This is a genomic window from Halopelagius inordinatus (assembly GCF_900113245.1).
GTDB classification, from domain to species: Archaea; Halobacteriota; Halobacteria; order Halobacteriales; family Haloferacaceae; genus Halopelagius; species Halopelagius inordinatus.
Genome location: NZ_FOOQ01000004.1, coordinates 163,384 through 184,440, shown reverse-complemented (window position 1 = coordinate 184,440; position 21,057 = coordinate 163,384). Strand labels below are relative to the sequence as shown.

At 65.7% G+C, this 21,057-nt stretch carries 19 protein-coding genes, 1 tRNA gene and 1 rRNA gene; 16 read left to right on the top strand and 5 right to left on the bottom strand.

Annotation, left to right across the window (positions count from 1 at the left end; translation table 11 throughout):
- Positions 1-401: ribosomal RNA gene (locus BM167_RS14360) — 16S ribosomal RNA — on the bottom strand; the annotation flags it as partial.
- A gap of 741 nt (positions 402-1,142) precedes the next feature.
- Between BM167_RS14360 and BM167_RS14355 the strand changes: the two genes are divergently transcribed.
- Positions 1,143-1,703, top strand: a complete 561-nt coding sequence (locus BM167_RS14355; protein WP_092893408.1) for a TATA-box-binding protein — start codon at positions 1,143-1,145, stop codon at positions 1,701-1,703.
- A 101-nt stretch (positions 1,704-1,804) separates the two neighbouring features.
- Entirely contained in the window at positions 1,805-2,617 is an 813-nt protein-coding gene (locus BM167_RS14350; protein ID WP_092893407.1) for a helix-turn-helix transcriptional regulator, read from the top strand.
- A gap of 240 nt (positions 2,618-2,857) precedes the next feature.
- On the opposite strand, the gene BM167_RS14345 is transcribed toward BM167_RS14350, so the two are convergent.
- A complete protein-coding gene (locus BM167_RS14345) occupies positions 2,858-4,078 on the bottom strand; it encodes a Cdc6/Cdc18 family protein (protein ID WP_092893406.1) in 1,221 nt (406 codons plus the stop codon).
- 137 nt (positions 4,079-4,215) lie between these two features.
- On the opposite strand from BM167_RS14345, the gene BM167_RS18605 reads away from it, so the two are divergent.
- Positions 4,216-4,437 carry a hypothetical protein gene (locus BM167_RS18605; RefSeq protein ID WP_177213384.1) on the top strand — a complete coding sequence of 74 codons (222 nt, stop codon included), beginning with the start codon at positions 4,216-4,218 and terminating at the stop codon, positions 4,435-4,437.
- Between the two features lie 914 nt (positions 4,438-5,351).
- Positions 5,352-5,954, top strand: coding sequence for a hypothetical protein (locus BM167_RS14335; protein ID WP_245781373.1), 603 nt, complete (start codon positions 5,352-5,354; stop codon positions 5,952-5,954).
- 11 nt (positions 5,955-5,965) lie between these two features.
- Here the strand turns inward: BM167_RS14335 and BM167_RS14330 are convergent, their stop codons facing one another.
- Entirely contained in the window at positions 5,966-6,763 is a 798-nt protein-coding gene (locus BM167_RS14330; protein ID WP_092893404.1) for a hypothetical protein, read from the bottom strand.
- Between the two features lie 92 nt (positions 6,764-6,855).
- Here BM167_RS14330 and BM167_RS14325 point away from each other — a divergent pair, with 92 nt between their 5' ends.
- From BM167_RS14325 to BM167_RS14305, 5 genes are all read left to right on the top strand, one after another.
- Positions 6,856-8,937, top strand: coding sequence for a DEAD/DEAH box helicase (locus tag BM167_RS14325; RefSeq protein ID WP_092893403.1), 2,082 nt, complete (start codon positions 6,856-6,858; stop codon positions 8,935-8,937).
- A gap of 111 nt (positions 8,938-9,048) precedes the next feature.
- On the top strand, positions 9,049-11,337 hold the full coding sequence (locus BM167_RS14320; protein ID WP_092893420.1) for a type I restriction endonuclease subunit M: 2,289 nt from the start codon (positions 9,049-9,051) through the stop codon (positions 11,335-11,337).
- A gap of 40 nt (positions 11,338-11,377) precedes the next feature.
- Positions 11,378-11,451: transfer RNA gene (locus BM167_RS14315), tRNA-Tyr, on the top strand.
- A gap of 110 nt (positions 11,452-11,561) precedes the next feature.
- Positions 11,562-12,932, top strand: coding sequence for a TIGR00341 family protein (locus tag BM167_RS14310; RefSeq protein WP_092893402.1), 1,371 nt, complete (start codon positions 11,562-11,564; stop codon positions 12,930-12,932).
- Positions 12,933-13,084: 152 nt separating this feature from the next.
- A complete protein-coding gene (locus tag BM167_RS14305; protein ID WP_092893401.1) occupies positions 13,085-13,372 on the top strand; it encodes a DUF7999 family protein in 288 nt (95 codons plus the stop codon).
- A 3-nt stretch (positions 13,373-13,375) separates the two neighbouring features.
- Here BM167_RS14305 and BM167_RS14300 read toward each other — a convergent pair whose 3' ends face one another.
- Complete coding sequence (locus BM167_RS14300) at positions 13,376-13,780, bottom strand: MaoC family dehydratase (protein ID WP_092893400.1); 405 nt, start codon at positions 13,778-13,780, stop codon at positions 13,376-13,378.
- 99 nt (positions 13,781-13,879) lie between these two features.
- Here BM167_RS14300 and BM167_RS14295 point away from each other — a divergent pair, with 99 nt between their 5' ends.
- The 7 genes from BM167_RS14295 to BM167_RS14265 all read left to right on the top strand — a co-directional run bounded on the left by BM167_RS14295 (position 13,880) and on the right by BM167_RS14265 (position 20,328).
- Entirely contained in the window at positions 13,880-14,287 is a 408-nt protein-coding gene (locus tag BM167_RS14295; protein WP_092893399.1) for an acyl-CoA thioesterase, read from the top strand.
- An 80-nt stretch (positions 14,288-14,367) separates the two neighbouring features.
- Positions 14,368-14,862, top strand: coding sequence for a 6-pyruvoyl trahydropterin synthase family protein (locus BM167_RS14290; protein WP_092893398.1), 495 nt, complete (start codon positions 14,368-14,370; stop codon positions 14,860-14,862).
- Positions 14,862-15,632, top strand: coding sequence for a 7-carboxy-7-deazaguanine synthase QueE (locus BM167_RS14285; protein WP_092893397.1), 771 nt, complete (start codon positions 14,862-14,864; stop codon positions 15,630-15,632). Before BM167_RS14290 ends, BM167_RS14285 begins: the two co-directional genes overlap by 1 nt.
- 166 nt (positions 15,633-15,798) lie before the next feature.
- Positions 15,799-16,452, top strand: a complete 654-nt coding sequence (queC, locus tag BM167_RS14280) for a 7-cyano-7-deazaguanine synthase QueC (RefSeq protein WP_245781375.1) — start codon at positions 15,799-15,801, stop codon at positions 16,450-16,452.
- A gap of 138 nt (positions 16,453-16,590) precedes the next feature.
- The gene (locus BM167_RS14275) at positions 16,591-17,148 is read left to right on the top strand and encodes an FAD-dependent oxidoreductase (RefSeq protein ID WP_092893395.1); all 558 of its coding nucleotides are present in this window, start codon (positions 16,591-16,593) and stop codon (positions 17,146-17,148) included.
- A gap of 58 nt (positions 17,149-17,206) precedes the next feature.
- Entirely contained in the window at positions 17,207-18,208 is a 1,002-nt protein-coding gene (locus BM167_RS14270; protein ID WP_092893394.1) for a DMT family transporter, read from the top strand.
- 71 nt (positions 18,209-18,279) lie between these two features.
- Positions 18,280-20,328 carry a hybrid sensor histidine kinase/response regulator gene (locus BM167_RS14265; protein WP_092893393.1) on the top strand — a complete coding sequence of 683 codons (2,049 nt, stop codon included), beginning with the start codon at positions 18,280-18,282 and terminating at the stop codon, positions 20,326-20,328.
- A gap of 3 nt (positions 20,329-20,331) precedes the next feature.
- Here BM167_RS14265 and BM167_RS14260 read toward each other — a convergent pair whose 3' ends face one another.
- Positions 20,332-20,811 (bottom strand): SRPBCC family protein, encoded by a 480-nt coding sequence (locus BM167_RS14260; protein ID WP_092893392.1) that lies wholly within the window; start codon positions 20,809-20,811, stop codon positions 20,332-20,334.
- Positions 20,812-21,057: the final 246 nt, after the last annotated feature.

The following is a 21,057-nucleotide window of genomic DNA, read 5'->3' as shown; positions in this document are numbered from 1 at the left end:
GGACTATATGCCCTCGCATTCGGAGTCCCCTTATCGCACTTGCGTGCAGTGTAAAGGTTTCGCGCCTGCTGCGCCCCGTAGGGCCCGGAATCTTGTCTCAGATTCCGTCTCCGGGCTCTTGCTCTCACAACCCGTACCGATTATCGGCACGGTGGGCCGTTACCCCACCGTCTACCTAATCGACCGCAGCCGCATCCTACAGCGTCGGAACGTTTCCAGTTCCCGGCACTCCAGCTTGGGAACCTTATGAACTATTGGCCTCAGTTTCCCGAGGATATCGTTCTCTGTAGGGTAGCTTGACCACGTGTTACTGAGCTATATGCCGCGAGTCTGAACTCGCACGACTAGCATGGCTAAATCGGACTCCGATAGCAATGACCTCCGGCAGGATCAACCGGAATGTTCCTGGCCCAGAGGGCCAGGGGGTGGCGGGATTCGTTCACGTGATGTGAACAGAATCACCATAATTGCTTGGTCCGTGTGGTATTCGACGACACCGAACGGGTGTCACCGAACTACCAAGGCTAACATCAGATTCCATCGTGTACGGCGGACCGCAGGGGTGGAATCCTCATGGCTTTCGGACTTCAGTGTAGGACGTTGGAGGCCTTAAGGGCCTCGGTTCGTCCGCGGCGTCGGCCGAAGCCGACGTGGTGGAAGTCCGATTGCGGACGGGGTTGAACCGCCCGCGATCGCGGTGTGTCGTTCGCATTATTCCGAAATGCCTTGGACCACTTAAGGCCGTCGTCTCGGGTCTGCGGTGAGTGCGAGATGCACCCACGCGACCCGAGTCGAGGGTTAGTGGAGTGGGGCTGTCGGAAGGTGGCGGCCCGAACGTCCCGGGCTGCCTCTGCGTATTTCTACGAATGCCCCGGGTACATAAAAGGCCGTTGATTTCGCACGGATTTCGAAAAATCATCCAAGAGAGGTGGGAACTTTTGACATTGACCGCCTATCTCGAACCGAGTTGAATATCCGACCAATATACGTACGGGTCCGGAGAGCTATCGAGTTCTACGCGCACGTGCGTAAACGACCAACTAATTCGGGGGGACTCGTTCGAGAGAGGACATCCTTTTCGGTCGGTACCAATTTATAACGGGGCTCTTTATAAGGCAGCAGAGAGGAATTCTGACCGAACAATGAGTGCGCCGGCAGACTCCATCGAAATCCAGAACGTGGTCGCATCGACGGGGATCGGGCAGGAGCTCGATCTCGAAGCACTCGCGGACGACTTGCCGGGTGCGGACTTCAATCCGGACAACTTCCCCGGGTTGGTCTACAGAACGCAGGACCCGAAGGCAGCGGCGCTGATCTTCCGGTCGGGGAAGATAGTCTGCACCGGAGCCAAGAGTATCGACGACGTACACGAGGCGCTCGGTATCATCTTCGACAAACTCCGCGGACTCAGCATCCCGGTCGACGAAGCGCCCGAGATCACCGTCCAAAACATCGTTTCGAGTGCGGACCTCGGACACAACCTCAACCTCAACGCGTTGGCCATCGGACTCGGCCTCGAAGACGTGGAGTACGAACCCGAGCAGTTCCCCGGCCTCGTCTACCGGATGGACGAGCCGAAGGTCGTCATCCTCCTGTTCGGGTCCGGGAAGATAGTCATCACGGGCGGAAAGCGCACCGACGACGCCGAGACGGCGGTCGAAGAGATCGTAAAGCGCATCGACAATCTGGGTCTCTTGGACTGAGCCCGTCGGCCGTGGTTCGACACCGAACCGCGGCGAAGCGACGCAGACGTCGGTCTTTGCGACCAGAACGGTGATACAGTTCGCAGCGGTAGTGTGGTCTCATGAGCGCTCGCGAGGCGATCGCGTTTCTCGTCGGGTCCGAGAGCAGAGTGGCGATTCTCCGTTCGCTCTGTGACGCGTCCAGAAGTCCCACGGAGTTAGCCGACGCGTGTTCGTGCGCGCGCGAGACGGCACAGCGAACCGTTTCGGCGTTCGTCGAACGGGGATGGGCTGCGAAAGTGACCGACGAGGGCACGTACGGACTGACGCCCGCGGGGGAGATGGTCGCAGACGGGTACGAGGAGTTCGAATCGACCGTCGACGTCGCCGAGGAACTCTCGGTCTTTCTCTCGCACGTGAGCGGCATCGAGTTCGATCTGGACCCGGACGTGCTGCGGGCACTGAACGCGACGACGGCGACGAAAGGGGACCCGCACGCGGCTATCGACCGACTGCTCGAAGTTCTCGGAGACGAACCGCCGGACTCGTTTTACGGAATCACGCCGATAGTCAGCGGCATCGTGAACAAGGGCGCAAAGGAAGTCGTGGGTCCGGACTCCACCTTCGAGTTGATCATCGACGAGTCGACGCTCGAACTCTCTGCCGAGGAGTACCCGGAGGCTCTCGAAACCGCCCACGAACTGGACCAGTTCGACCTGTTGGTCTCGCCCGAGGACGTGACGTTCGGCTTGCTCATCATCGACGGGCACGTCCTGGTGGGCGCGTACGACGAGATGGGGAATCTCGTATCGAGCGTCGACGGGACCCACGAACGGTTCGTCTCGTGGGCCGAAGACGTCTACGCTCGCTACCGCGAAGTATCGACGCGGTCGACGGACGAACCGACGCCGAGAGACACCGGAAACGGGTCGTAGCCCTGCTTCGGACCCCGAGTGACCGACCCGATCACGAGTGATTGTTTCGGTCACTAGAGAATGGAACAAAGTATAAGCGTCGGCGAGTCAATCAGAAACTGCAGTGGTACTGCATCCAGTGGGGAACTGCGAGAGTGCCACCGAGACGGGTTGGTCCCCGATGCTTCGGCCCCGAGGAATCGCGGGCGGGACGGTGAACGTGCCACCGACTCTCGCCCGCACGCGTATTCTGTCTGCGTGCTAGGACTCGACGGCGTTCCGTTCGACGTTCTCGGTGAGAACGTCCTTCACGACGGAGGGGTCTTCGAGCAACTGGTGTTTCGTGTAACTCCCTTCGGCGCTTCCGCCGCTGTGTTTCGACTGCTCGATGATGTCCAAGAAGGCGTGTTCCTTCAGTAGGTCCCTGACCCGGCGCAGAGAGAGGCTATCGGAGCCTTGCCCCGCACAGATGTTCTCGTACACCTCGTAGACGCGACTCGTTCGGAAGCCGTCTTTTTTCTCGTTCGACAAAGAGAGAATCGCGAGAGCCTGTAAGACGTACCGAGAGTGCGGTGTCGACCCGCGGATGAGTTCGCGGAAGCGGTCGGTTTCTGCTCTCTGACGCGCCTGTGTGACGAACTCCTCGCGGACGATGGATGCGCCGGTCGATTGAGCGATTTCGCCGGCGTACCGGAGGATGTCGATGGCTTTCCGAGCGTCTCCGTGTTCGCGGGCGGCGAGTGCGGCGGCCCGCGGGATGGTCGAAGCGTCGAGAACGTCGTCGCGGAAGGCGTCGCTTCGAGCCTCCATGATATCTCGGAGTTGATTCGCGTCGTACGGCGGGAAGACGAACTCGCGTTCGCAGAGGCTCGATTTGACGCGTTCGTCCATCCGGTCTTTGTACTGTATCTTGTTGCTGATACCGATGACCCCGAGTTTGCATTGTTCTATCTTCCCGGCCTCCCCCGCCCGAGAGAGCTGCATCAGGATGTCGTCGTCGCTCAGTTTGTCTATCTCGTCGAGGATGATGAGGACGACGTCGTACATCGCATCGAGGATGCGCCACAGGCGCTTGTAGTACGTCGACGTGCTGAGCCCCTTGTCGGGGACTTTGATTCCGGTCGTCGCCGACTGGTTCACGCTGTCGGCGATAGTCTGGACGGCCTGTGTCTCGGTCGTGTCCTGCGCGCAGTCGACGTAGGCGAACGTCGCCTTCACGTCTTCTTCGCCCGCCGTCTCGACGAGTCGTTGAGAGACGTACTTCGCACAGAGGGACTTTCCGGTGCCGGTCTTCCCGTAAATGAGGACGTTACTCGGACTCTGTCCGAAGATGGCCGGGTTGACCGCGGTGGCGAGGGCCGAAATCTCGTCGTCGCGTCCGACGATGCGTCCCTCGCCCGGGAGGTGGTTGATTTCGAGGAGTTCCTTGTTGGCGAAGATGGGGTCCTCCCGAGTGAAGAGGTCGTCGCTGGCGTTCGGCATAGTACAGCACACCGTGTTTCCGGTGAAATGGCTTGTCATTTCGCTCTCGACACACACACCACGTTTCCGGTGAACGGCCGTTCACCCGGGGGGCTCGTCCACACGAAACGGGGGTTCGGGTTCACCGGAAACGCGGTGTGCGACCGTCTGAGGAGTCCACCGGGACGGTTACGCAGTCGAACCAGAGTCGGCGGGTGCCGTTCGAACTCGGCGATGAGTACCCCGAACGTTTCCCCGACGTCACCGCTCTCGACGGAGACGCCTCGAAGAATCCGTCTCGGAGAACCCGTCTCGAACCGGTCGTATCGCTCTCGGGAGTGTCTGCAGTCACCCACGCGACGACGCGCGAACCGACCTGAGAAATCGAACTCGCCGCCAGGAGTCGGGAACCGTCGTTTCCCGTCCGACTACTCCGAGCGTCGTAGTAGCACTAGCGTGCGAGTGTATCGGCGAATGGTTAAACAGTACTACTGTTTAAACATTGTTGTTCACTCCACCAGACGAGGCGAGAGACGAGGGGGAAGGTATCGGCGGGAGTTCGCCTCCGAGAGAGTCGAACGCGACGTCAACGCAGAACCGAAATCGGGCTTCGGTGCCGATGCCAATCGGGCTTCGATGCCGGTGATACCGGGTTCGACGCGTAGCGTCTCGCCTCCTCGAACGCGGCTATCGACACCGTAGACCGCCTTACAGCGGTGTTTCACCGGAAATACGGTGTGTCGAGTGGACTGTTATCACACCGACGAGGAGAGACGGTCAGAGCGTCCTTCACTCCGTACACCCGACTTCCGCATGCCCCGTTTTCTGCACACTCCCACTACACCCTCCCACCCCATCGCATCCCGCTTCACCGGAAACCCGGTGTGTGGGCCGTCACGTCTCCGGGGGAGTGGCTCTCCCGTCTCACCGGAAACGTGGTGTGTCTCTGCGCGGGTTCGCGCGTTTTCTCCTCCGCCTCCGGACGGGACGAACGAGATATCAATCGTCGCCGACAGTTCACCGGAAGCCCGGTGTGATTCTCTCTCGTGCGGAGGTACGGAAAGTACGCTTCAGCACGACCTCACCGCGACGGACCGGCCGCTTTCACCGGAAGCCCGGTGTGAGGGCTCTCTCGGGTCGAACGCGACGGAACGCGGTCCGAAACGGGTGAGTTCGATTCGGCAACGTTCACCGGAAACGTGGTGTGAACGGCTATCGCGGTTTCGGGAGTCGAGCCGAGTCGCGCGCGGCGCGCGCCGTCAGTTCAATAACGGCCGGGTGCGAACGACCGGCGATGACGTCCTCGGTGTTCGAACGGATGGTCCGCGGGGGAAGACAGCTGACACGACGCGGACTCGCATCTCTCGAACGCGCTTTCGACGCTTCGCGGGGGGGACTCGCCCGGTTTCTCGGGCGCGGTCCGGCGCCGTGGTCGGACGGGGCCGACACCGACACGACGGAGTGGACGCTGGAACACGCCCGACGAACGGAGTCGAAGTGGGTGCGGCGCGACGAGACGGTTCGCTGCTTTCGGTTCGACGACGGGTACGTCTCGACTGTCACGTACAACTCGCGGGACGTGAGGTGGCAGTTGACGCCCGGGCAGGTGCCGTTGGCCAACGCCCTCGCGATGGCGACGCTGTTTCTCCAACACGAGGTCACGCCGCAGATAGACCCCGAGGGACGCCCGTTCGTCGGTGTCAGCGACGCGGGACCGCGGCAGGTGTTCGAGGAGATCGCGGACGAACCGGTCGAGTACGTCTACCTCGACGAACACCGGACGTTAGAGGAGTTTCCCGACTTCTTGGAGACGACAGAGCAGCTCCGACTCGTGCACGAACGCATGTCGCCCGAACGGTACCGCACCCTCGACGACGAACAGGGTTCCGTCGGCTGAGCGTCGGCCGCTCAGAAGATATCGTCGGCTCCGGGGCCGAACGCCCGAACCGAACGCTCCGTTCCGGCGACGAGAATCGCCCACTCCCGGCGGGCCGACCCCGCCCCCTCGAAGATATGTTCGGGAACGAGAGGCATCGGAACCGGCACGTACGCGTCGCGCCGCATGGCCGCGAATCCGGAGTACGCGCCGACCTCTCGCCCGTCTCGGGTTCGGACCCGGATTCGCTTGTCGCCCTCGCGCGCGTACGAGTACCTGAACGCCTCGGCGTCCGCCCCACAGAGAGCGTCGACGCTCGGTAGGACCGCAACCACCTCGCTCTGTTCGTCCCCGTCGCGGAGGACGAGACGCTTCTCGTCGTCGGTTCCCTCCTCGTGCCACCGGAGGGTCGGGTCGTCGCTTCGGTGCGCGGCGTACCGGCCGCCGTCGAGGGCGACTCGCCCGGGTCCCTCGTAGAACGTCCGCCGACCGAACTCGTCTTCGTCGCGGACGAACGGCGGGGACCGCAGGATGTCCGCGCAGGCGTCTGCGCTCGCTTCGTCTTCGACGACGAACAGGGTGTAGCGTCCGTTCGACGCCCCGTTCGACAGGCGCGAGAGGACGACGGTCGGATCGACGTCGTCGGTCGACAACGGTTCGATCGCGACGCGCGCGCCGGGTCGTTCACCCGCCCGCCGGTCGCTCTCTCGGACGCCGACTGCGTCGGGAAGCGCGCCGCTCGCGGGTCGTTCGATTCGGTAGCCCGTCCGTTCCAGTTCGGAGGCCCCGCGTTCGAGGAGTCGCCGACCGGTGTCTGTATCCGTCGCCATCTGTGTGCGATACGTTCCCCACCACCAATACGGTTGCGCGAACCGGCCGAACAGTCGCAACCCGTTTCCCCGACGGGTTCGTATCCGGGTCAATGACCGAAGACGATGGTCGTGACGCCGCACCGGCCGACTCTGACGCCGGTCACGACAGCGCGGACGAGGACCGACCGGAGGCCAACGGCGTGGTTCCGACTCCGGCCGACGACGCTCCGAACACCCTCGACGACGTCCGAGAAAGAGACGCAGAGGCTGAAGACGGAGACGACACCGATACTGCAGACGGAGACGACACCGATACTGCAGACGGAGACGACACCGATACTGCAGACGCTGACACTACGGCTACCGACGCGGACGAACCCGAAGCCGACGACATCTCTCTTGACTCTTTTTACGACGCTCTCGAAGCGGAGGGTCGCCCGGTCGTCACCGCCCAACAGGTCGCCCGCCGCCTCGAAACGACGCAGGCCGCCGCCGTGGACGCCCTCGGCGCTCTCGCCGACGCCGGGTCGGTCCAGCGGGTGAACGTCGAAACGGACCCCGTCGTCTGGTATCCGACCGAGTGGGGGAACTTAGCGACGCGCGAACGAATCGTCCTGTTCCCCGAACGGCGCGAAATCGTCGTCGATAGTCCGACGCAGTACACCCGCGCGCGCCTCTCGCAGTTCGCCCACCTCGCGGACACGACCGGAGAACGCGAATCCGGGACGCGCGGCTACCTCTACAAGATACGGCAAGAGGACGTCTGGCAGTCGCCGTTCGACGAATTGGGTGAACTGCTCGCGATGCTGCGGTCCGTGCTGCCGACTCGGTCCCCGCACCTCGAAGAGTGGGTCGAATCGCAGTGGAAGCGAGCGAACCAGTTCCGTCTCTACACCCACGAGGAGGGCTACGTGGTCCTCGAAGGCGCCTCGGAGAGCCTGATGGGCAACGTCGCCCGGCAGAAACTCGACGACGAGCAACTCGTCGCGCCGATATCCGACACGGAGAGTTGGGTCCGAGACGGGGCGGAGGCGGCGATAAAGCGCGTCCTCTACGAGGCGGGCTACCCGGTGAAAGACGACCGGGAACTCGACGCCGGTGATCCACTCGACGTCGACCTGCGCGTCGAACTCAGAGACTACCAACGCGACTGGGTCGAGAAGTTCCGAGACCAGAAGTCGGGCGTCCTCGTCGGCCCGTCGGGCGCGGGCAAGACCGTCACCGGAATCGGCGCTCTGGCCTCCGTCGGCGGCGAGACGCTGATTCTCGTCCCGAGTCGGGAACTCGCCGCCCAGTGGCGAGCGGAACTCCTTCGACACACCACGCTCTCGGAAGCGCAGATAGGCGAGTACCACGGCGGACAAAAAGAGGTGCGTCCGGTCACCATCGCCACCTACCAGACGGCCGGGATGGACCGCCACCGCTCTCTTTTCGACTCTCGGGCGTGGGGACTCATCGTCTACGACGAAGTCCACCACATCCCCTCGCGCATCTACCGCCGGAGCGCGGACTTACAGGCCAAACACCGCCTCGGCCTCTCGGCGACGCCGGTGCGCGAAGACGACAAGGAACAGGAGATATTCACGCTCATCGGCCCGCCCATCGGCACCGACTGGTCGAAACTGTTCGAGGCGGGCTACGTCCAAGAACCCGAGGTGGAGATTCGCTACGTCCCGTGGGGCGACGACACCGCACAGAACGAGTGGGCCAACGCCGACGGCTACGAACGGCACCAACTCGCGGGGACGAACCCCGGCAAAGACGAGGAGGTGCGTCGCCTCCTCCGCGAGCACCCCACGGCGAAAGCGCTCGTGTTCGTCGATTGGCTCGACCAGGGCGAACGCCTCGCGGAGGTGCTCGACGTGCCGTTCGTCAGCGGCGAGATGCCGCACTACCGCCGCGAACGCCTGTTCGAGGAGTTCCGCGACGGCGACCTTCGAACGCTCGTCATCTCCCGCGTCGGCGACGAGGGAATCGACCTGCCGAACGCGGAACTGGCCGTCGTCGCCTCGGGTCTCGGCGGGTCCAGACGGCAGGGCGCGCAACGCGCCGGGCGGACGATGCGCCCCGCCGGGAGCGCTCTCGTCTACGTCCTCGCCACTCGCGGGACGAGCGAGGAGGACTTCGCGCAGCGACAGATGCGACATCTCGCGGAGAAGGGCGTCCGCGTCCGCGAGAACGACCTGCTGTAGGCCGAGCCCGGACCGTCGATTCCGCGAACGAGTACCGTTAAGTCGGTCGTGGCGAATCTCTGGGTCGTGTATCGGTCGGTCCAGACGAGGGCCGACGACAGACACCGAACCATGACCAACGCCGCACCGACGTTCCTCGCAGACGACGCAGTCCGACAGTACCGCACCGCACTCTCGGAACGCGTTCGGGCGGGCGAGGAGACGACCGAGGCGGTGGCGACCGACTGGCGGCGGTTCGTCCGCGACAGACACGGCGACGTCTTCGCTCTCGTCGACGACCGCCCGCCGAAGACGGCCGCACGGGAACTGTTCGTCCAGACGCTCTCTCTGGATTTCCTCCTCTCGGAACTCCTCGCGGCCGCCGAACGTACGTTCGACGTGTCGGTGCCGACTCGCCCCGGCGGCGGTGCCGCGATAGCGTTCGACGCCGACTTCGACGCCGTCCACGACGCCGTCGCCACCGACCTCTCTGCGACGACGCGCGAAGGGGTCGCCGAGGCGGCAGAGCGGTTCGTCCGCACGGCCGCGCCCGAGGACGTCGCGACCCTCCACAGAGAGACGGTATCGCGCCTCGGTCGGCGGGCGTTCGGCCGGTACGACACGCCGACCGGACTCGCCGAACTGGCCGTCGAGACGGTCGTCGAGGGGGATGCGGACGCCGACGCCGTCGGCTTCGTCGACGCGACGGTGCTCGACCCCGGGTGCGGCGCGGGAGCGTTCGTCGCCGCGGCGGCCGAACGGAAGCGCGCGGCCCTCTCCGCGTCGGACCCGGACGTCGCCCCCGCCGCGGCGGCGACGCGAGTCGCAGAGAGCGTCCGCGGATTCGACCTCAACCCCGTCGCCGTCCGCGCGTCGCGTCTCGCGGTCCTCCTCGCGCTCCGACCCCTCCTCTCTGCCGCGGCGGAACCGTTCTCTCTCGACCTCCCCATCGTCCTCGGTGACGCCCTCGACGCGACGGCCGCGGACGCTCCGCTCTCGGGCGAACGCGCCGATATCCTCCTCGGGAACCCCCCGTGGTTGACGTGGGACTCGCTGACGGAACGACTGAAAGACCGGTGGCGCGAGGGTCCGATGGCCGACCCGAATCTGGAGTTGTTCTGTCACCGCGGCCGGAACGCCCGCCTCGGCCACGCCAACGACGACGTGTCCGTGCCCTTCGCGTGGACGTGCGTTCACCGCCTCCTGAGCGACGGCGGCGGCGCGGCGTTCGTCCTCAAGCGCGACCTGTTGACCGGTCCGGCGGGCGAACTCCTCCGCCGCCGCCGCGTCGGCGACCGGTCGCTCTCGATGCGAAGAATCCACGATTTCGGGACTCTCGCGCCGTTCGGCGAGGAGGTGGACGCCGGGACGGCCCTCTACGGACTCGCCGTGGGCCGGGGCGGACAGTCGGCCGACGAGAGTACCGGCGGAGACGACGGAAGCGACGATGGACGGGAGGGCGTGCCGACGACGCGATGGGCGCGGCGCGAGGACGCCGGGCCCCCGGCGTTCGATTCGCTCTCCGCGATGCGCCGAACGCTCGGCCGCGAGGAGACGGCGTACCTCCCGGCGAACCCCGAGACGCCCGCCGGGCCGTGGGTCCGCGCCGACGCCGAACGCCGTGCGCTCGGCCCCGCGGACTACCGCATCCGCCACGGCGTGAAAGACGACGCGAAGGCGGTGTACGGACTCGACGGCGACACCATCGAGGCTCGGACTCTCGAACCCGACCACGTCTACCCGTACCTGAAGTCGAAACACGTCGTGAAGTACGGCCTGTTCGGATACGACCGCCACCTCGTCCCCCAACGGCGCGCCGGAGAGGACAACGAGTCGGCCGTCCGCGAGGAGACGCCGAACACGTACGCGTACTTACAGGACCACCGCGAACGCCTCGACTCGCGCGGGTCGTCGTGGTTCGACGACGGTCCGTTCTACGGCCTGTTCGGCCTCGGTCCGTACACGTGGGCCGACTACAAGGTGGTCTGGTGTCGTCTCGGGTTCAAACCCCACTTCGCCGTCGTCTCCACCGTCGAGGACCCGTTTTTGGGCGAGAAACCCGTCGTCCCCGGCGACCACTGCATGTTCGTCGCGACGGACGACGAGGCGGAGGCGCACTACCTCTGTGCGCTGTTGAACTCCGCGCCGTACCAGCGGAGTCTGCGCGACATCTCCTCGGGCGGCAAGTCGAGTCTCTCGAAATCCACCGTCTCGGAACTCTCGATGCCCGAGTGGGAGGCGACGGCCCACCAACGGAGACTCGCGGAGGCGTCGATGCGGGCCCACGAGATCGTCCCGAACCACACCGACTGCTCGAAGCGAGCGTACAACGCGAAGACGATACCGGAACTCGACGCGGTGCAGGCGAAAATCGACCGGGCCGTCGAGCGGTTTCTCGCCGACGGCGACGACGCCCGATGAGTAATTCTTAAGTCGGGCGACGGCGGTAGGTGTAACTGGACCGCCCTTAGCTCAGCCTGGTAGAGCAGCCGACTGTAGATCGGCTTGTCCCCCGTTCAATTCGGGGAGGGCGGACTCGTTTTTCGCGCCGACAGCGACGGGGAGCGTCGGCGACGCGCCTCGGCTTCGACCGTGACCGGGCGTGCGCCCCGAAGTCATATTTCGCTGTTGTTCGTAGGCCCGGTGTGCGACGCATTCAGGTGCTCGTTTCCGACGACCAGTTAGGGGACGTCACCGACGTACTGGACGACGAGGGCATCGACTACGTTCGGTACCGGGCGCAGATGGGCAGCAAACGGGAAGAACAGTGGTTAGTCGAGATACCGCTTCCCACCGACGCCATCGGGTACGTACTGGACCGCTTCGAGGACGCGGGCGTCGAGAGCGACCAGTATCTGAGCGTCGAGTCCTTGGAGAGTTCGGTCTCGCCGCGTTCAGAGGAGCTGAAACAACGCTTCGCCGACGACTTCGACCCGTTGACGCAGATGGAACTGCGGTCGAAGGCCCAGGACATGAGCCGAGACACGTTCTCGTTTCTCGCGATGATCTTTCTGAGCGCGGTCATCGCCGCCGGGGGGTTGCTCGTCGATTCGCCCGCGGTCGTCGTCGGGTCGATGGTCATCGCCCCCATCGTCGGCCCCGTCATGACGGCTTCCGTCGGTGCGGTGACGGGCGACAGGAAGATGCTCGCAAACAGCATCTGGATCCAAGCCGCCGGTCTCGTGACCGGTATCGTCGCCGCGGGGGCGTTCAGTTACGTTCTCCTCGCTCTCGGATTCGTGCCCTCGACGCTCGATATCACCTCGGTCGAACTCATCGGACTCCGCATCTCTCCGGGATTCGTCACGATGGTGGTCGGACTCACCGCCGGTGCCGCCGGCGCGTTCGGCATCACGACCAAGGGGCCGACGTCGCTCATCGGCGTGATGATAGCCGCGGCCCTCATCCCGGCGGCGGCCACCGTCGGCATCGCACTCGCGTGGGGCGAGTACCGAATCGCCGTCGGGTCGCTGCTGTTGCTCCTCGTGACGGTACTTCTCATCAACCTCGGGGCGTTCGCCGTTCTCTTGCAGTTCTACGGCCCCGACGAGAAGGGGTGGCTCTTCCCGTCTGACGCCCCTCGAAAGCGCCGTCTCCTCCTCGTCGGCACGGCACTCGCAGTCGTCCTCGTCGCGGGCGTCGTCGGCGTCGCGGCCGGTCAGCAGTTGTTGTTCGAGCGAACGGCCACCGGGGTGGTCGAAGACACTCTGAGCCAACCCGAGTACGGAGACACCGAACCGGTCGCCGTCAGATTCGAGTACGGCGACGGATTCTTCCCCGGGCCGCCGGAGACGGTGACCGTCGTCGCGTCGCGGACGGCGGGCGGCGGTGACCCACCGTCCGTGGCCGGGGAACTCGACCGCCGAATCACGGAGGTGACCGGGCGGGACGTCGCCGTCAGAGTCCGCTTCCAAGAGTATCAACGCTCCGAGAGCAACGCCTCGCGGTCGCTCTCCCCGACGACGCTCGCCCCCTCCCGGACGGAATCATCTCCCGTCGGCCCCCGGGCGGCGTAACTGCCGCCATCGCGGCGTCGGAACCGTCGTCTTCGCCACACCGCTATCGCCGCACCGTCGCGGCGTCGGTTTCCCACCGCTATCGAGTACTCCGTGCGAGTATATGGCAGTCATATATCAGTTTAAGCTCCTCGCGTCCGTCGGTGTCGCGTATGCGTACATCCTCTGGCTCCCGTCCGCGGTCGGTCGTCGTCCGCCGACCGATGAACGACCACGGAACGATGACAGTCGAAGTGGCGGACACGAGAGAGACACGGCATCTCGTCGACTACGAGTCGGAACGGGTGCGACGGACGCTGTCGCAACTCCCGTCCGGAACGACGGTTCCGCTCACGATGGCCCGCGCGGGCGGTCGGTCGAACGTCTGGCGAGTGCTCGATTTCCACCGAGACTCCCCCGCGACCCGCGCCGACGCCGACCGGGCCCGAACCGTCGACTGACGCTCAGCCGTCGGTCTCGTGCGGCACCGAGAGAATGACCGCCTTCCCCGAGACGACGGGTTCGTCGCCGACGCGGGCGGCGGTCCGAACGCGGAGTCGGTCGCCGCCGAGTGCCTCGACAACTTCGACGTCGGCGATGACTTCGTCGCCCGCGCGGACGGGATTCTCGAACGAGAGGGTCTGCGACAGATAGACGATGTCGCCCGGAAGCGATCCGACCGCGGCGCTGACGACGGACGCGGCGAGCATTCCGTGCGCGATTCGCCCGCCGAACATCGTCTCTGCGGCGTACTCCGCATCGAGGTGGAGGGGGTTGTCGTCGCCCGAGAGAGCGGCGAACTCCGCGATAGTCGAGTCGCTCACGTCGAGCGACGCAGTCGCGGACGTACCCACGGTGGCTACTGGCATCGGCCGTGAGTTCGGCAGGCGAGCGATGAACGCTCCGGTTCGCGGCGACCCGTCTCCGCAACCGTCGAAACTTAACCTCTCGCGGGCGAGGGCTCTCCCGTGAGCGCACTTCCCTACCGGACCGAACTCGACGTCAGATTCAGCGACCTCGACCTGGTCGGACACGTCAACAACGCGGTCTACGCCACCTACTGCGAACAGGCGCGCGTCCGCTTTTTCGAGGACGAACTCGACGTCCGAAGCACGGACATCAGCATCGTCCTCGCCTCTCTGGAACTCCAGTACCGGCGTCCCATCGAGGGTACCGGGACGGTGACCGTCGAACTCGACGTGACCGACGTGGGCAACTCCTCGTTTACGATGACGTACGAAATCTCCCACGAGGGCGAGGTGGCCGCCACCGGCGAGTCCGTCCAAGTCGTCGTCGACCCCGAAACGCGCGAGTCCGTCCGCGTCCCCGACTCGTGGCGGGAAGCGGTCGGCGCGGAGACGACCGCCGACGACTGATACCGACCGGTTCGCCGACGGTATCGAAGGCTGCGCACCGATGAGTGCCTTTTTGACTTCGCCAGAGATAATATCGGGAGATGACCGAAAGAATACTCCAATCTTCTCGGAGCCGCGGTTCCGACACGAAGGGGAGCGAGTCCGGCGCGACGGTTTCTCGGGCGGGCGAACGCGTCCTCGAAATCGGTTCGGACCGCCCCGTCCGAATCAGCGCGGGCCACAGGCTCCTCCATCACGACGGCAAATGTAGCCGCCCGCACGGCCACAACTACGAGATTTCGGTGGAACTCGTGGGCGACCTCACGGCGGAGGGGTGGGTCGCGGACAAAGGCGACGTGACCGACGTGATAGACGAGTGGGACCACATGTTCCTCCTCGAATCCGGCGACCCCCTCGTGGAGGCGTTCGAGGCGAGTGGCGACGCCGACGCCGCCGTCGTCCTCGATTCGCCCCCGACGGCCGAGGTGATGGCCGTCGTCTTAGAGGAGAAACTCGCGGACGTGCTTCCGGACACCGTCTCGGAGGTGTCCGTCTCGGTGCGCGAGACGAGCGAACTCTGCACGGGTTCTCGCTGATGCCGGTCACCTCGACCGTCGAGAGGCCCGGCGACGCGCCCGATGGCCCCGCCCTCCCGGTGAACGAACTGTTCGCATCCCTGCAGGGCGAGGGCAAACTCGCGGGCGTCCCGAGCACGTTCGTCCGGACCAGCGGATGCAACCTCCGGTGTTGGTTCTGCGACTCCTATCACACCTCGTGGGAACCGACGCACGCGTGGCTGAGCGTGGACCGAATCGTCGAGGAAGTCGCCGCCCGCGACCCGACCCACGTCGTCCTCACCGGGGGGGAACCACTGCTTCACGACGCCTCGACGACGCTTCTCGAACGACTCGCCGCGGAGGGCTACCACGTCACCGTGGAGACGAACGGGACGTTCGCGCCCGACGCGCCGATGGACCTCGCGAGCGTCAGCCCGAAACTCTCCACTTCGACCCCCCGGACCGAGAACGCGCCGAAGGGCGACCCCGGCGAGTGGGAGGCCCGCCACGAAGCGCGACGAATCGACTTCGCGGCGCTGACGACGCTTCTGGAACGCCACGAGGCGCAACTGAAGTTCGTCGTCACCGACCCCGACGACATGGCCGAGATAGACGCTCTCGTCGCCGACGTTCGCGAACGGACCGACGCCGACCTGAACGACCACGACGTTCTCCTCATGCCCGAGGGCCAAACCCGCGAAGAACTCGAATCGACCCGGAACGTCGTCGCCGACTTGGCGGCCGAGTACGGCTACCGCTACACGCCACGTCTGCACGTGGACCTGTGGAACGACGCGCCGGAGACCTGACCGACCGACTTCGACTCTCACACCACCCATGACAGAACACGACGCGTCCGACGCAGAACCGACAGAACACGAGATCGAACCGGACGAACGCGACGCCGAATCGGCCGAACAGGGTCCCGCCGCCGCGGACGACCGAACGCGCGCCGTCGTCCTCCTCTCCGGCGGGATGGACAGTGCGACGACGGCCTACGAGGCGGCGGCGCGGGGGTACGACCTCTACGTCCTGCACACCTCCTACGGCCAGAACACGGAGACCAAAGAGTACGACTGCGCGACGACCCTCGCCGAGGAACTCGACGCGGTGGACTTTCTCCACGTCGAGACGGACCACCTCTCGCGCATCGGCGCGTCGAGTCTCACGGACGACTCGATGGCGGTCGAGGACGCAGAACCGGACAGCGAGGAGATACCCACCTCCTACGTCCCGTTCCGGAACGCGAACCTGCTCTCTATGGCCGTCTCTTACGCCGAGGCCAACGACTGCGACGCCGTCTTCGTCGGCGCGCACTCGGAGGACTACGCGGGTTACCCCGACTGCCGCCCCGAGTTCTTCGAGGCGTTCGAGGCGATGGTCGAGACGGGAACGAAACCCGAGACCGAGATACGAATCGAGGTGCCGTTCGTCACCGACTCGAAGACGGACATCGTCCGTCGCGGCGTCGAACTCGACGTCCCCTTCGAGTCCACGTGGTCCTGTTATCGCGCCGAAGAGCCCGCCTGCGGCACCTGTGACTCGTGCGTGTACCGTCTGGAGGCGTTCGGGAACGTCGGGCGCGAAGACCCCATCCCGTACGCGGAGCGACCGACGCACGCGGACTGACGTCGCTCTCGTACCCGCGTCGGGCGAACGGGTCCGCGGGCGGATCGGTCCGTCGGACCTGACCACGTTCGTGCCAAAAGTAGGAAAATTGCCGTGGCGGTCCCAATCCTGATTCCCCTTGGTACTGTAACGCTCCGTATGGCACGAGTCGCAATCGTCGGCGGCGGCCCCGCCGGTCTCGGCGCGGCGTTGTACACTGCGAAGAACGACCTCGACACCGTGGTCTTCGACACCGACGAGACGTGGATGCACAAGGCGCGTCTCTGGAACTACCCGGGAATCGAAGAGGTCGGCGGCACCGAGTTGATAGAACGGATGCGCGAGCAAGTCGAGAACTTCGGCGCGGACGTCCGGTTCGACGAAGTGACGGACGTCGAATCGACGGACGACGGCTTCACCGTCACCGTCGACGGCGAGACGGAACACGACGCCGACTACCTCGTTCTCGCCACCGGCGCGAACCGCGACGTGGCGGAGGAACTCGGCTGCGAGTTCACGGACAACGACCTCGTAGACGTGAACCTCCAGATGCAGACGAGCGTCGAAGACGCCTACGCGACGGGCGCGATGGTCCGCGCCGAGGAGTGGCAGGCCAACATCGCCGCGGGCGACGGGTCCGCCGCCGCGTTGAACATCCTCTCGAAGGAGAAGGGCGAGCACTTCCACGACTTCGACGTCCCCGACGACGCGGAGTAGACCGTCCGCTCCTCTGTCTCCCGAAACGAGTAAGCCGAACGAGGCGGTGTGATGTGGTATGTCCCGGCAGTCCCCGGCGGTGTCCCCGCTTTTGGCCCTCTCCGTCGCCGTCCTCGCGGTGAGTACGAGCGCCATCCTCGTCCGATTTAGCGAGGCGCCGAGCCTCGTGAAGGCGTTCTACCGGGTGCTGTTTACCGTCTCGCTCCTCGCGCCGGTAGCGTTCTCGCGCTCTCGGGAGTCGTTCCGCGCGTTCGGGCGGCGCGACGCCCTCGTCGCCGTCGCCGCCGGGGTCGCCCTCGCCGTCCACTTCGCCTCGTGGTTCGAGAGTCTGGAGTGGACCAGCGTCGCGGCGAGCGTCACCCTCGTTCAGGCCCAACCGCTCTTCGTCGCAGTCGGGGCGTGGGCGCTGTTGAACGAACGCATCACCCGGGGCGTCGTCGCGGGTATCTGCGTCGCTCTCGTCGGGATGGTTACGATGACGCTCGGTGACCTCTTTTTCCCCGCTCTGTTCGCCGGGCTCCCCGGCAGTCTCGGCGCGCTCTACCCCGGCGGGGCGGCGGAGGCGTCGCTGTCGGGCGAGGCTCCGCTCTACGGCGACGCCCTCGCGGTCGTCGGCGCGGTGACGGCCGCCGGGTACGTCCTCGCCGGTCGTTCGCTCCGACAGCGGATGTCGTTGATTCCGTACGTCACCGTCGTCTACGGCGTCTGTGCGCTCGTCCTCCTCGCTCTCACCGTCGCCAGCGGACACGCGCTCGTCGGCTACCCGCCGCGGGAGTGGCTGCTCTTTCTCGGGATGGCCGTCGGCCCCGGCGTCGTCGGTCACACCGTCATCAACTGGGCGCTCGCGCATCTCGAATCCAGCGTCGTCTCGGTGTCGCTTCTCGGCGAACCCGTCGGGAGCACGGTGCTCGCGTTGGTCCTCCTCGCGGAGGTTCCGACGCCCGCCACCGTCGTCGGCGGTGCCGTCGTCCTGTGCGGTATCTACGTCGCCGCCGCCCGTCGTTCCGGGGTGGACGCGGACGTCCCGGCCGACGACGCCCCCCGTCCGACGAGCGAGTGACTCGCGGAATTTCGTATCACGCTTGATAACTGGGGCACAACGCTGATACTCCGAACGTAGAGAGTCGAAGTATGGTCAGCCTGAGCGATAGTGTTACGGTCCTGCACGTAGACGACGAGCCGCGACTCTCGTCGCTCGTCGCCACCTATCTCGAACGCGAGGCTGCCGACGTGAAGCTGACCGTCGAGGCGACAGAACGCCCGCAGGAGGCGCTCTCTCGCGTCGAAGACGAATCGTCGTCGGTCGACTGCATCGTCAGCGACTACGAGATGCCCGAGATGGACGGCCTGTCGTTTCTGCGGGCCGTCAGAACGGTGAGACCGGACCTGCCGTTCATCCTCTACACCGGGAAGGGGTCAGAAGAGGTCGCTCGCGACGCGTTCCGCGTCGGCGCGACGGACTACATGCAGAAAGACGCCGGGACGGACCAGTACGCCGTCCTCGCGAACCGCGTGTTGAACGCCGTCTCGCGGTACCGAGCGCAGGTGGAGTCGCGGCGCTACGGCACCGTGTTCGAGGCGCTCGACACCGCCGTCTACGTCCTCGATGGGTCCGGGCGGTTCACCGCCGTCGACGACGCGTTCGTCGAACTCGTCGGCTACGACAGCGAGGCGATACTCGGCGAGCACGTCTCCGCGCTCACGTCGGGGTCCGACGAGCGAGCGTTCTCGGAGCAACTCGACCGAGTCGTGTCCGGCGGCGATTCCGGAACGGTCCAGTTCGAGGCGGACGTCCGTTCGGCCGGCGGCGAGCGAATCCGGTGCGTCGGGACGATGGGACTGCGACCGCTCGGCGGCGACGACGCGGACGGCGTCGTCGGAACGCTCCAAGACGTGACGGAGAAGCGCCGACGACAGGAGACCGTCCGGTACCGAACGAAGCTGAAAGACGTCGTCCTCGACACCTCGACGACGCTCATGAGCGCCGAACTCGACGAGGTGGAGACGAAAGTCCACTGGACGCTCCAGAGCATCGGCGAGTTCCTCGACGTGGACCGCTGTACCGTCTCTCGGTACGACGAAGACGCCACCACGCTCCAGAAGATGAACGAGTGGACGGCCGACGGCGCGGCGGGGCAACCGGCGTCGGTCGCCGCCGACGACTGCCCGTGGGTCTTCGACCGCCTCCACCAGTTCGAGGACGCGCGCTCCGTCGACGGGGCGATGCTCCCGTCCGACGCGTCGGGCTTCGAATCGGCGTTCGACGCGCCCGACGACGCGGCGTTCGTCACCGTCCCGATGGTCTCGAACTGGTCGCTCTCGGGCGCGGTGACGCTCGTGTCGGAGAACGCCCGCCCGTGGCCCGACGAGGAGGTGTCGCTGCTCCGGACGGCCGCCGACATGCTCTCGCACACGATAGAGCGCAGACGGCGAGAGGAGGAACTCCGCAGGCAAAACGAGCGGTTAGAGGAGTTCGCGAGCGTCGTCAGCCACGACCTCCGAAACCCGCTGAACGTCGCGGACGGCTTCGTCGAACTCGCGCGCGAGACGGGGAACGTGGCGCACCTCGACCGCGCGAAAAACGCCTTAGACCGGATGAACGTCCTCGTGAACGACGTTCTCGAACTCGCGAGACAAGGTCGAACCGTCGGCGACACCTCGCCGGTGGAGGTCGGACACCTCGCAGAACGGGCGTGGCGCGCGGTCGATACCGACGACGCGGAGCTATCGGTCTCCGATTCGCTCGGCGTCGTCTCGGCCGACGGCGGAAGACTCGGTCAGGCGATGGAGAACCTCTTTCGGAACGCCGTCGAACACGGCCCGACGGGCCGCCAGACGCAGTCTGGCGATGTCGTGGAACGCGGGTCAAAGAGCGGTCCGGTCACGTCCGACGATACGGTGACGGTCTCCGTCGGCCCTCTCGACGAGGGACTCGGGTTCTACGTCGCGGACGACGGACCCGGAATCCCCGAGTCGGACCGAGAGGCGGTGTTCGAACACGGTCACACCACCTGCGAACAGGGGTCCGGGTTCGGTCTCTCCATCGTCGAGAGCATCGTCGAAGCGCACGGCTGGAACGTCCGCGTGACGGAGTCCTCGGCGGGGGGCGCGAGGTTCGAAATTCGGACGACTGCTCCCGCCCTCGAGTTCGAGACGCCGGTCGGCCCGCCCGAGCACTGACGCTCAGTCGAACCACTCTCTCGTCCGCCGGTGCCTGTCGCGGAACATCGGTTCGAAACCGACGACCGCAAGCGGCGACACCGCCCGCCCCACCGGACCGAACGGGAGTTCGTACTCGACTTCGTCTTCGACTATGGTCTCGTCGCCGTCGGCGAAAAAGCGGTGCGTGTGCGTCCACGACTCGAACGGGCCGCCGACCATGTCGTCGCGGAACATCGCGCTCCCGTCTCTCTCCTCGCGCGCGACGATTCGAGAGGTCCACTGCTGACGCGGGCCGACGCCGAACGGCCGCATCGACATGCGAATCTGTGACCCCGTCTCCAACGTCTCGGGGTCGGACTCGCCGTCCGGGCCGCGCACCGCCTCGATGCGGAGTCCCATCCAGTCGGGCGTGAGAGCTTCGAGTCCCGACACGCGGGCGTGAAATTCCCACACGTCCGAGAGGGGTGCGTCGATGCGCGTCAGCCGAGAGTACGTCGCCATGGACGGATATAGGGGCGACCGGAACAAAAGCGAGGGGGGACGGACGAATCGGGCCGGGAGACGCCGGACGCGACGCCGCGACGGCGGCGACGCTCACCGGTATCGGCGCGAAGAAAAACGGGCCGTCCCGGGTGGAGGCGCCACGTGGACAGGGGTGAGTAGATGCGGCGGGGGGACACCCGGGCGGGCGGCCGTTCGTCCCGGCGTCACAGACGCCGGGCGGGTGTCCACGGCGACCAGGGGGAG

What these genes read in the sequence shown, in the direction of transcription:
- BM167_RS14355 (WP_092893408.1), top strand. Translation starts at nt 1,143, where the DNA reads ATGAGTGCGCCGGCAGACTCCATCGAAATCCAGAACGTGGTCGCATCG.
- BM167_RS14350 (WP_092893407.1), top strand. Translation starts at nt 1,805, where the DNA reads ATGAGCGCTCGCGAGGCGATCGCGTTTCTCGTCGGGTCCGAGAGCAGA.
- BM167_RS14345 (WP_092893406.1), bottom strand. Translation starts at nt 4,078, where the DNA reads ATGCCGAACGCCAGCGACGACCTCTTCACTCGGGAGGACCCCATCTTC.
- BM167_RS14335 (WP_245781373.1), top strand. Translation starts at nt 5,352, where the DNA reads ATGACGTCCTCGGTGTTCGAACGGATGGTCCGCGGGGGAAGACAGCTG.
- BM167_RS14330 (WP_092893404.1), bottom strand. Translation starts at nt 6,763, where the DNA reads ATGGCGACGGATACAGACACCGGTCGGCGACTCCTCGAACGCGGGGCC.
- BM167_RS14325 (WP_092893403.1), top strand. Translation starts at nt 6,856, where the DNA reads ATGACCGAAGACGATGGTCGTGACGCCGCACCGGCCGACTCTGACGCC.
- BM167_RS14320 (WP_092893420.1), top strand. Translation starts at nt 9,049, where the DNA reads ATGACCAACGCCGCACCGACGTTCCTCGCAGACGACGCAGTCCGACAG.
- BM167_RS14305 (WP_092893401.1), top strand. Translation starts at nt 13,085, where the DNA reads ATGCGTACATCCTCTGGCTCCCGTCCGCGGTCGGTCGTCGTCCGCCGA.
- BM167_RS14300 (WP_092893400.1), bottom strand. Translation starts at nt 13,780, where the DNA reads ATGCCAGTAGCCACCGTGGGTACGTCCGCGACTGCGTCGCTCGACGTG.
- BM167_RS14290 (WP_092893398.1), top strand. Translation starts at nt 14,368, where the DNA reads ATGACCGAAAGAATACTCCAATCTTCTCGGAGCCGCGGTTCCGACACG.
- BM167_RS14285 (WP_092893397.1), top strand. Translation starts at nt 14,862, where the DNA reads ATGCCGGTCACCTCGACCGTCGAGAGGCCCGGCGACGCGCCCGATGGC.
- queC (WP_245781375.1), top strand. Translation starts at nt 15,799, where the DNA reads ATGGACAGTGCGACGACGGCCTACGAGGCGGCGGCGCGGGGGTACGAC.
- BM167_RS14275 (WP_092893395.1), top strand. Translation starts at nt 16,591, where the DNA reads ATGGCACGAGTCGCAATCGTCGGCGGCGGCCCCGCCGGTCTCGGCGCG.
- BM167_RS14270 (WP_092893394.1), top strand. Translation starts at nt 17,207, where the DNA reads ATGTCCCGGCAGTCCCCGGCGGTGTCCCCGCTTTTGGCCCTCTCCGTC.
- BM167_RS14265 (WP_092893393.1), top strand. Translation starts at nt 18,280, where the DNA reads ATGGTCAGCCTGAGCGATAGTGTTACGGTCCTGCACGTAGACGACGAG.
- BM167_RS14260 (WP_092893392.1), bottom strand. Translation starts at nt 20,811, where the DNA reads ATGGCGACGTACTCTCGGCTGACGCGCATCGACGCACCCCTCTCGGAC.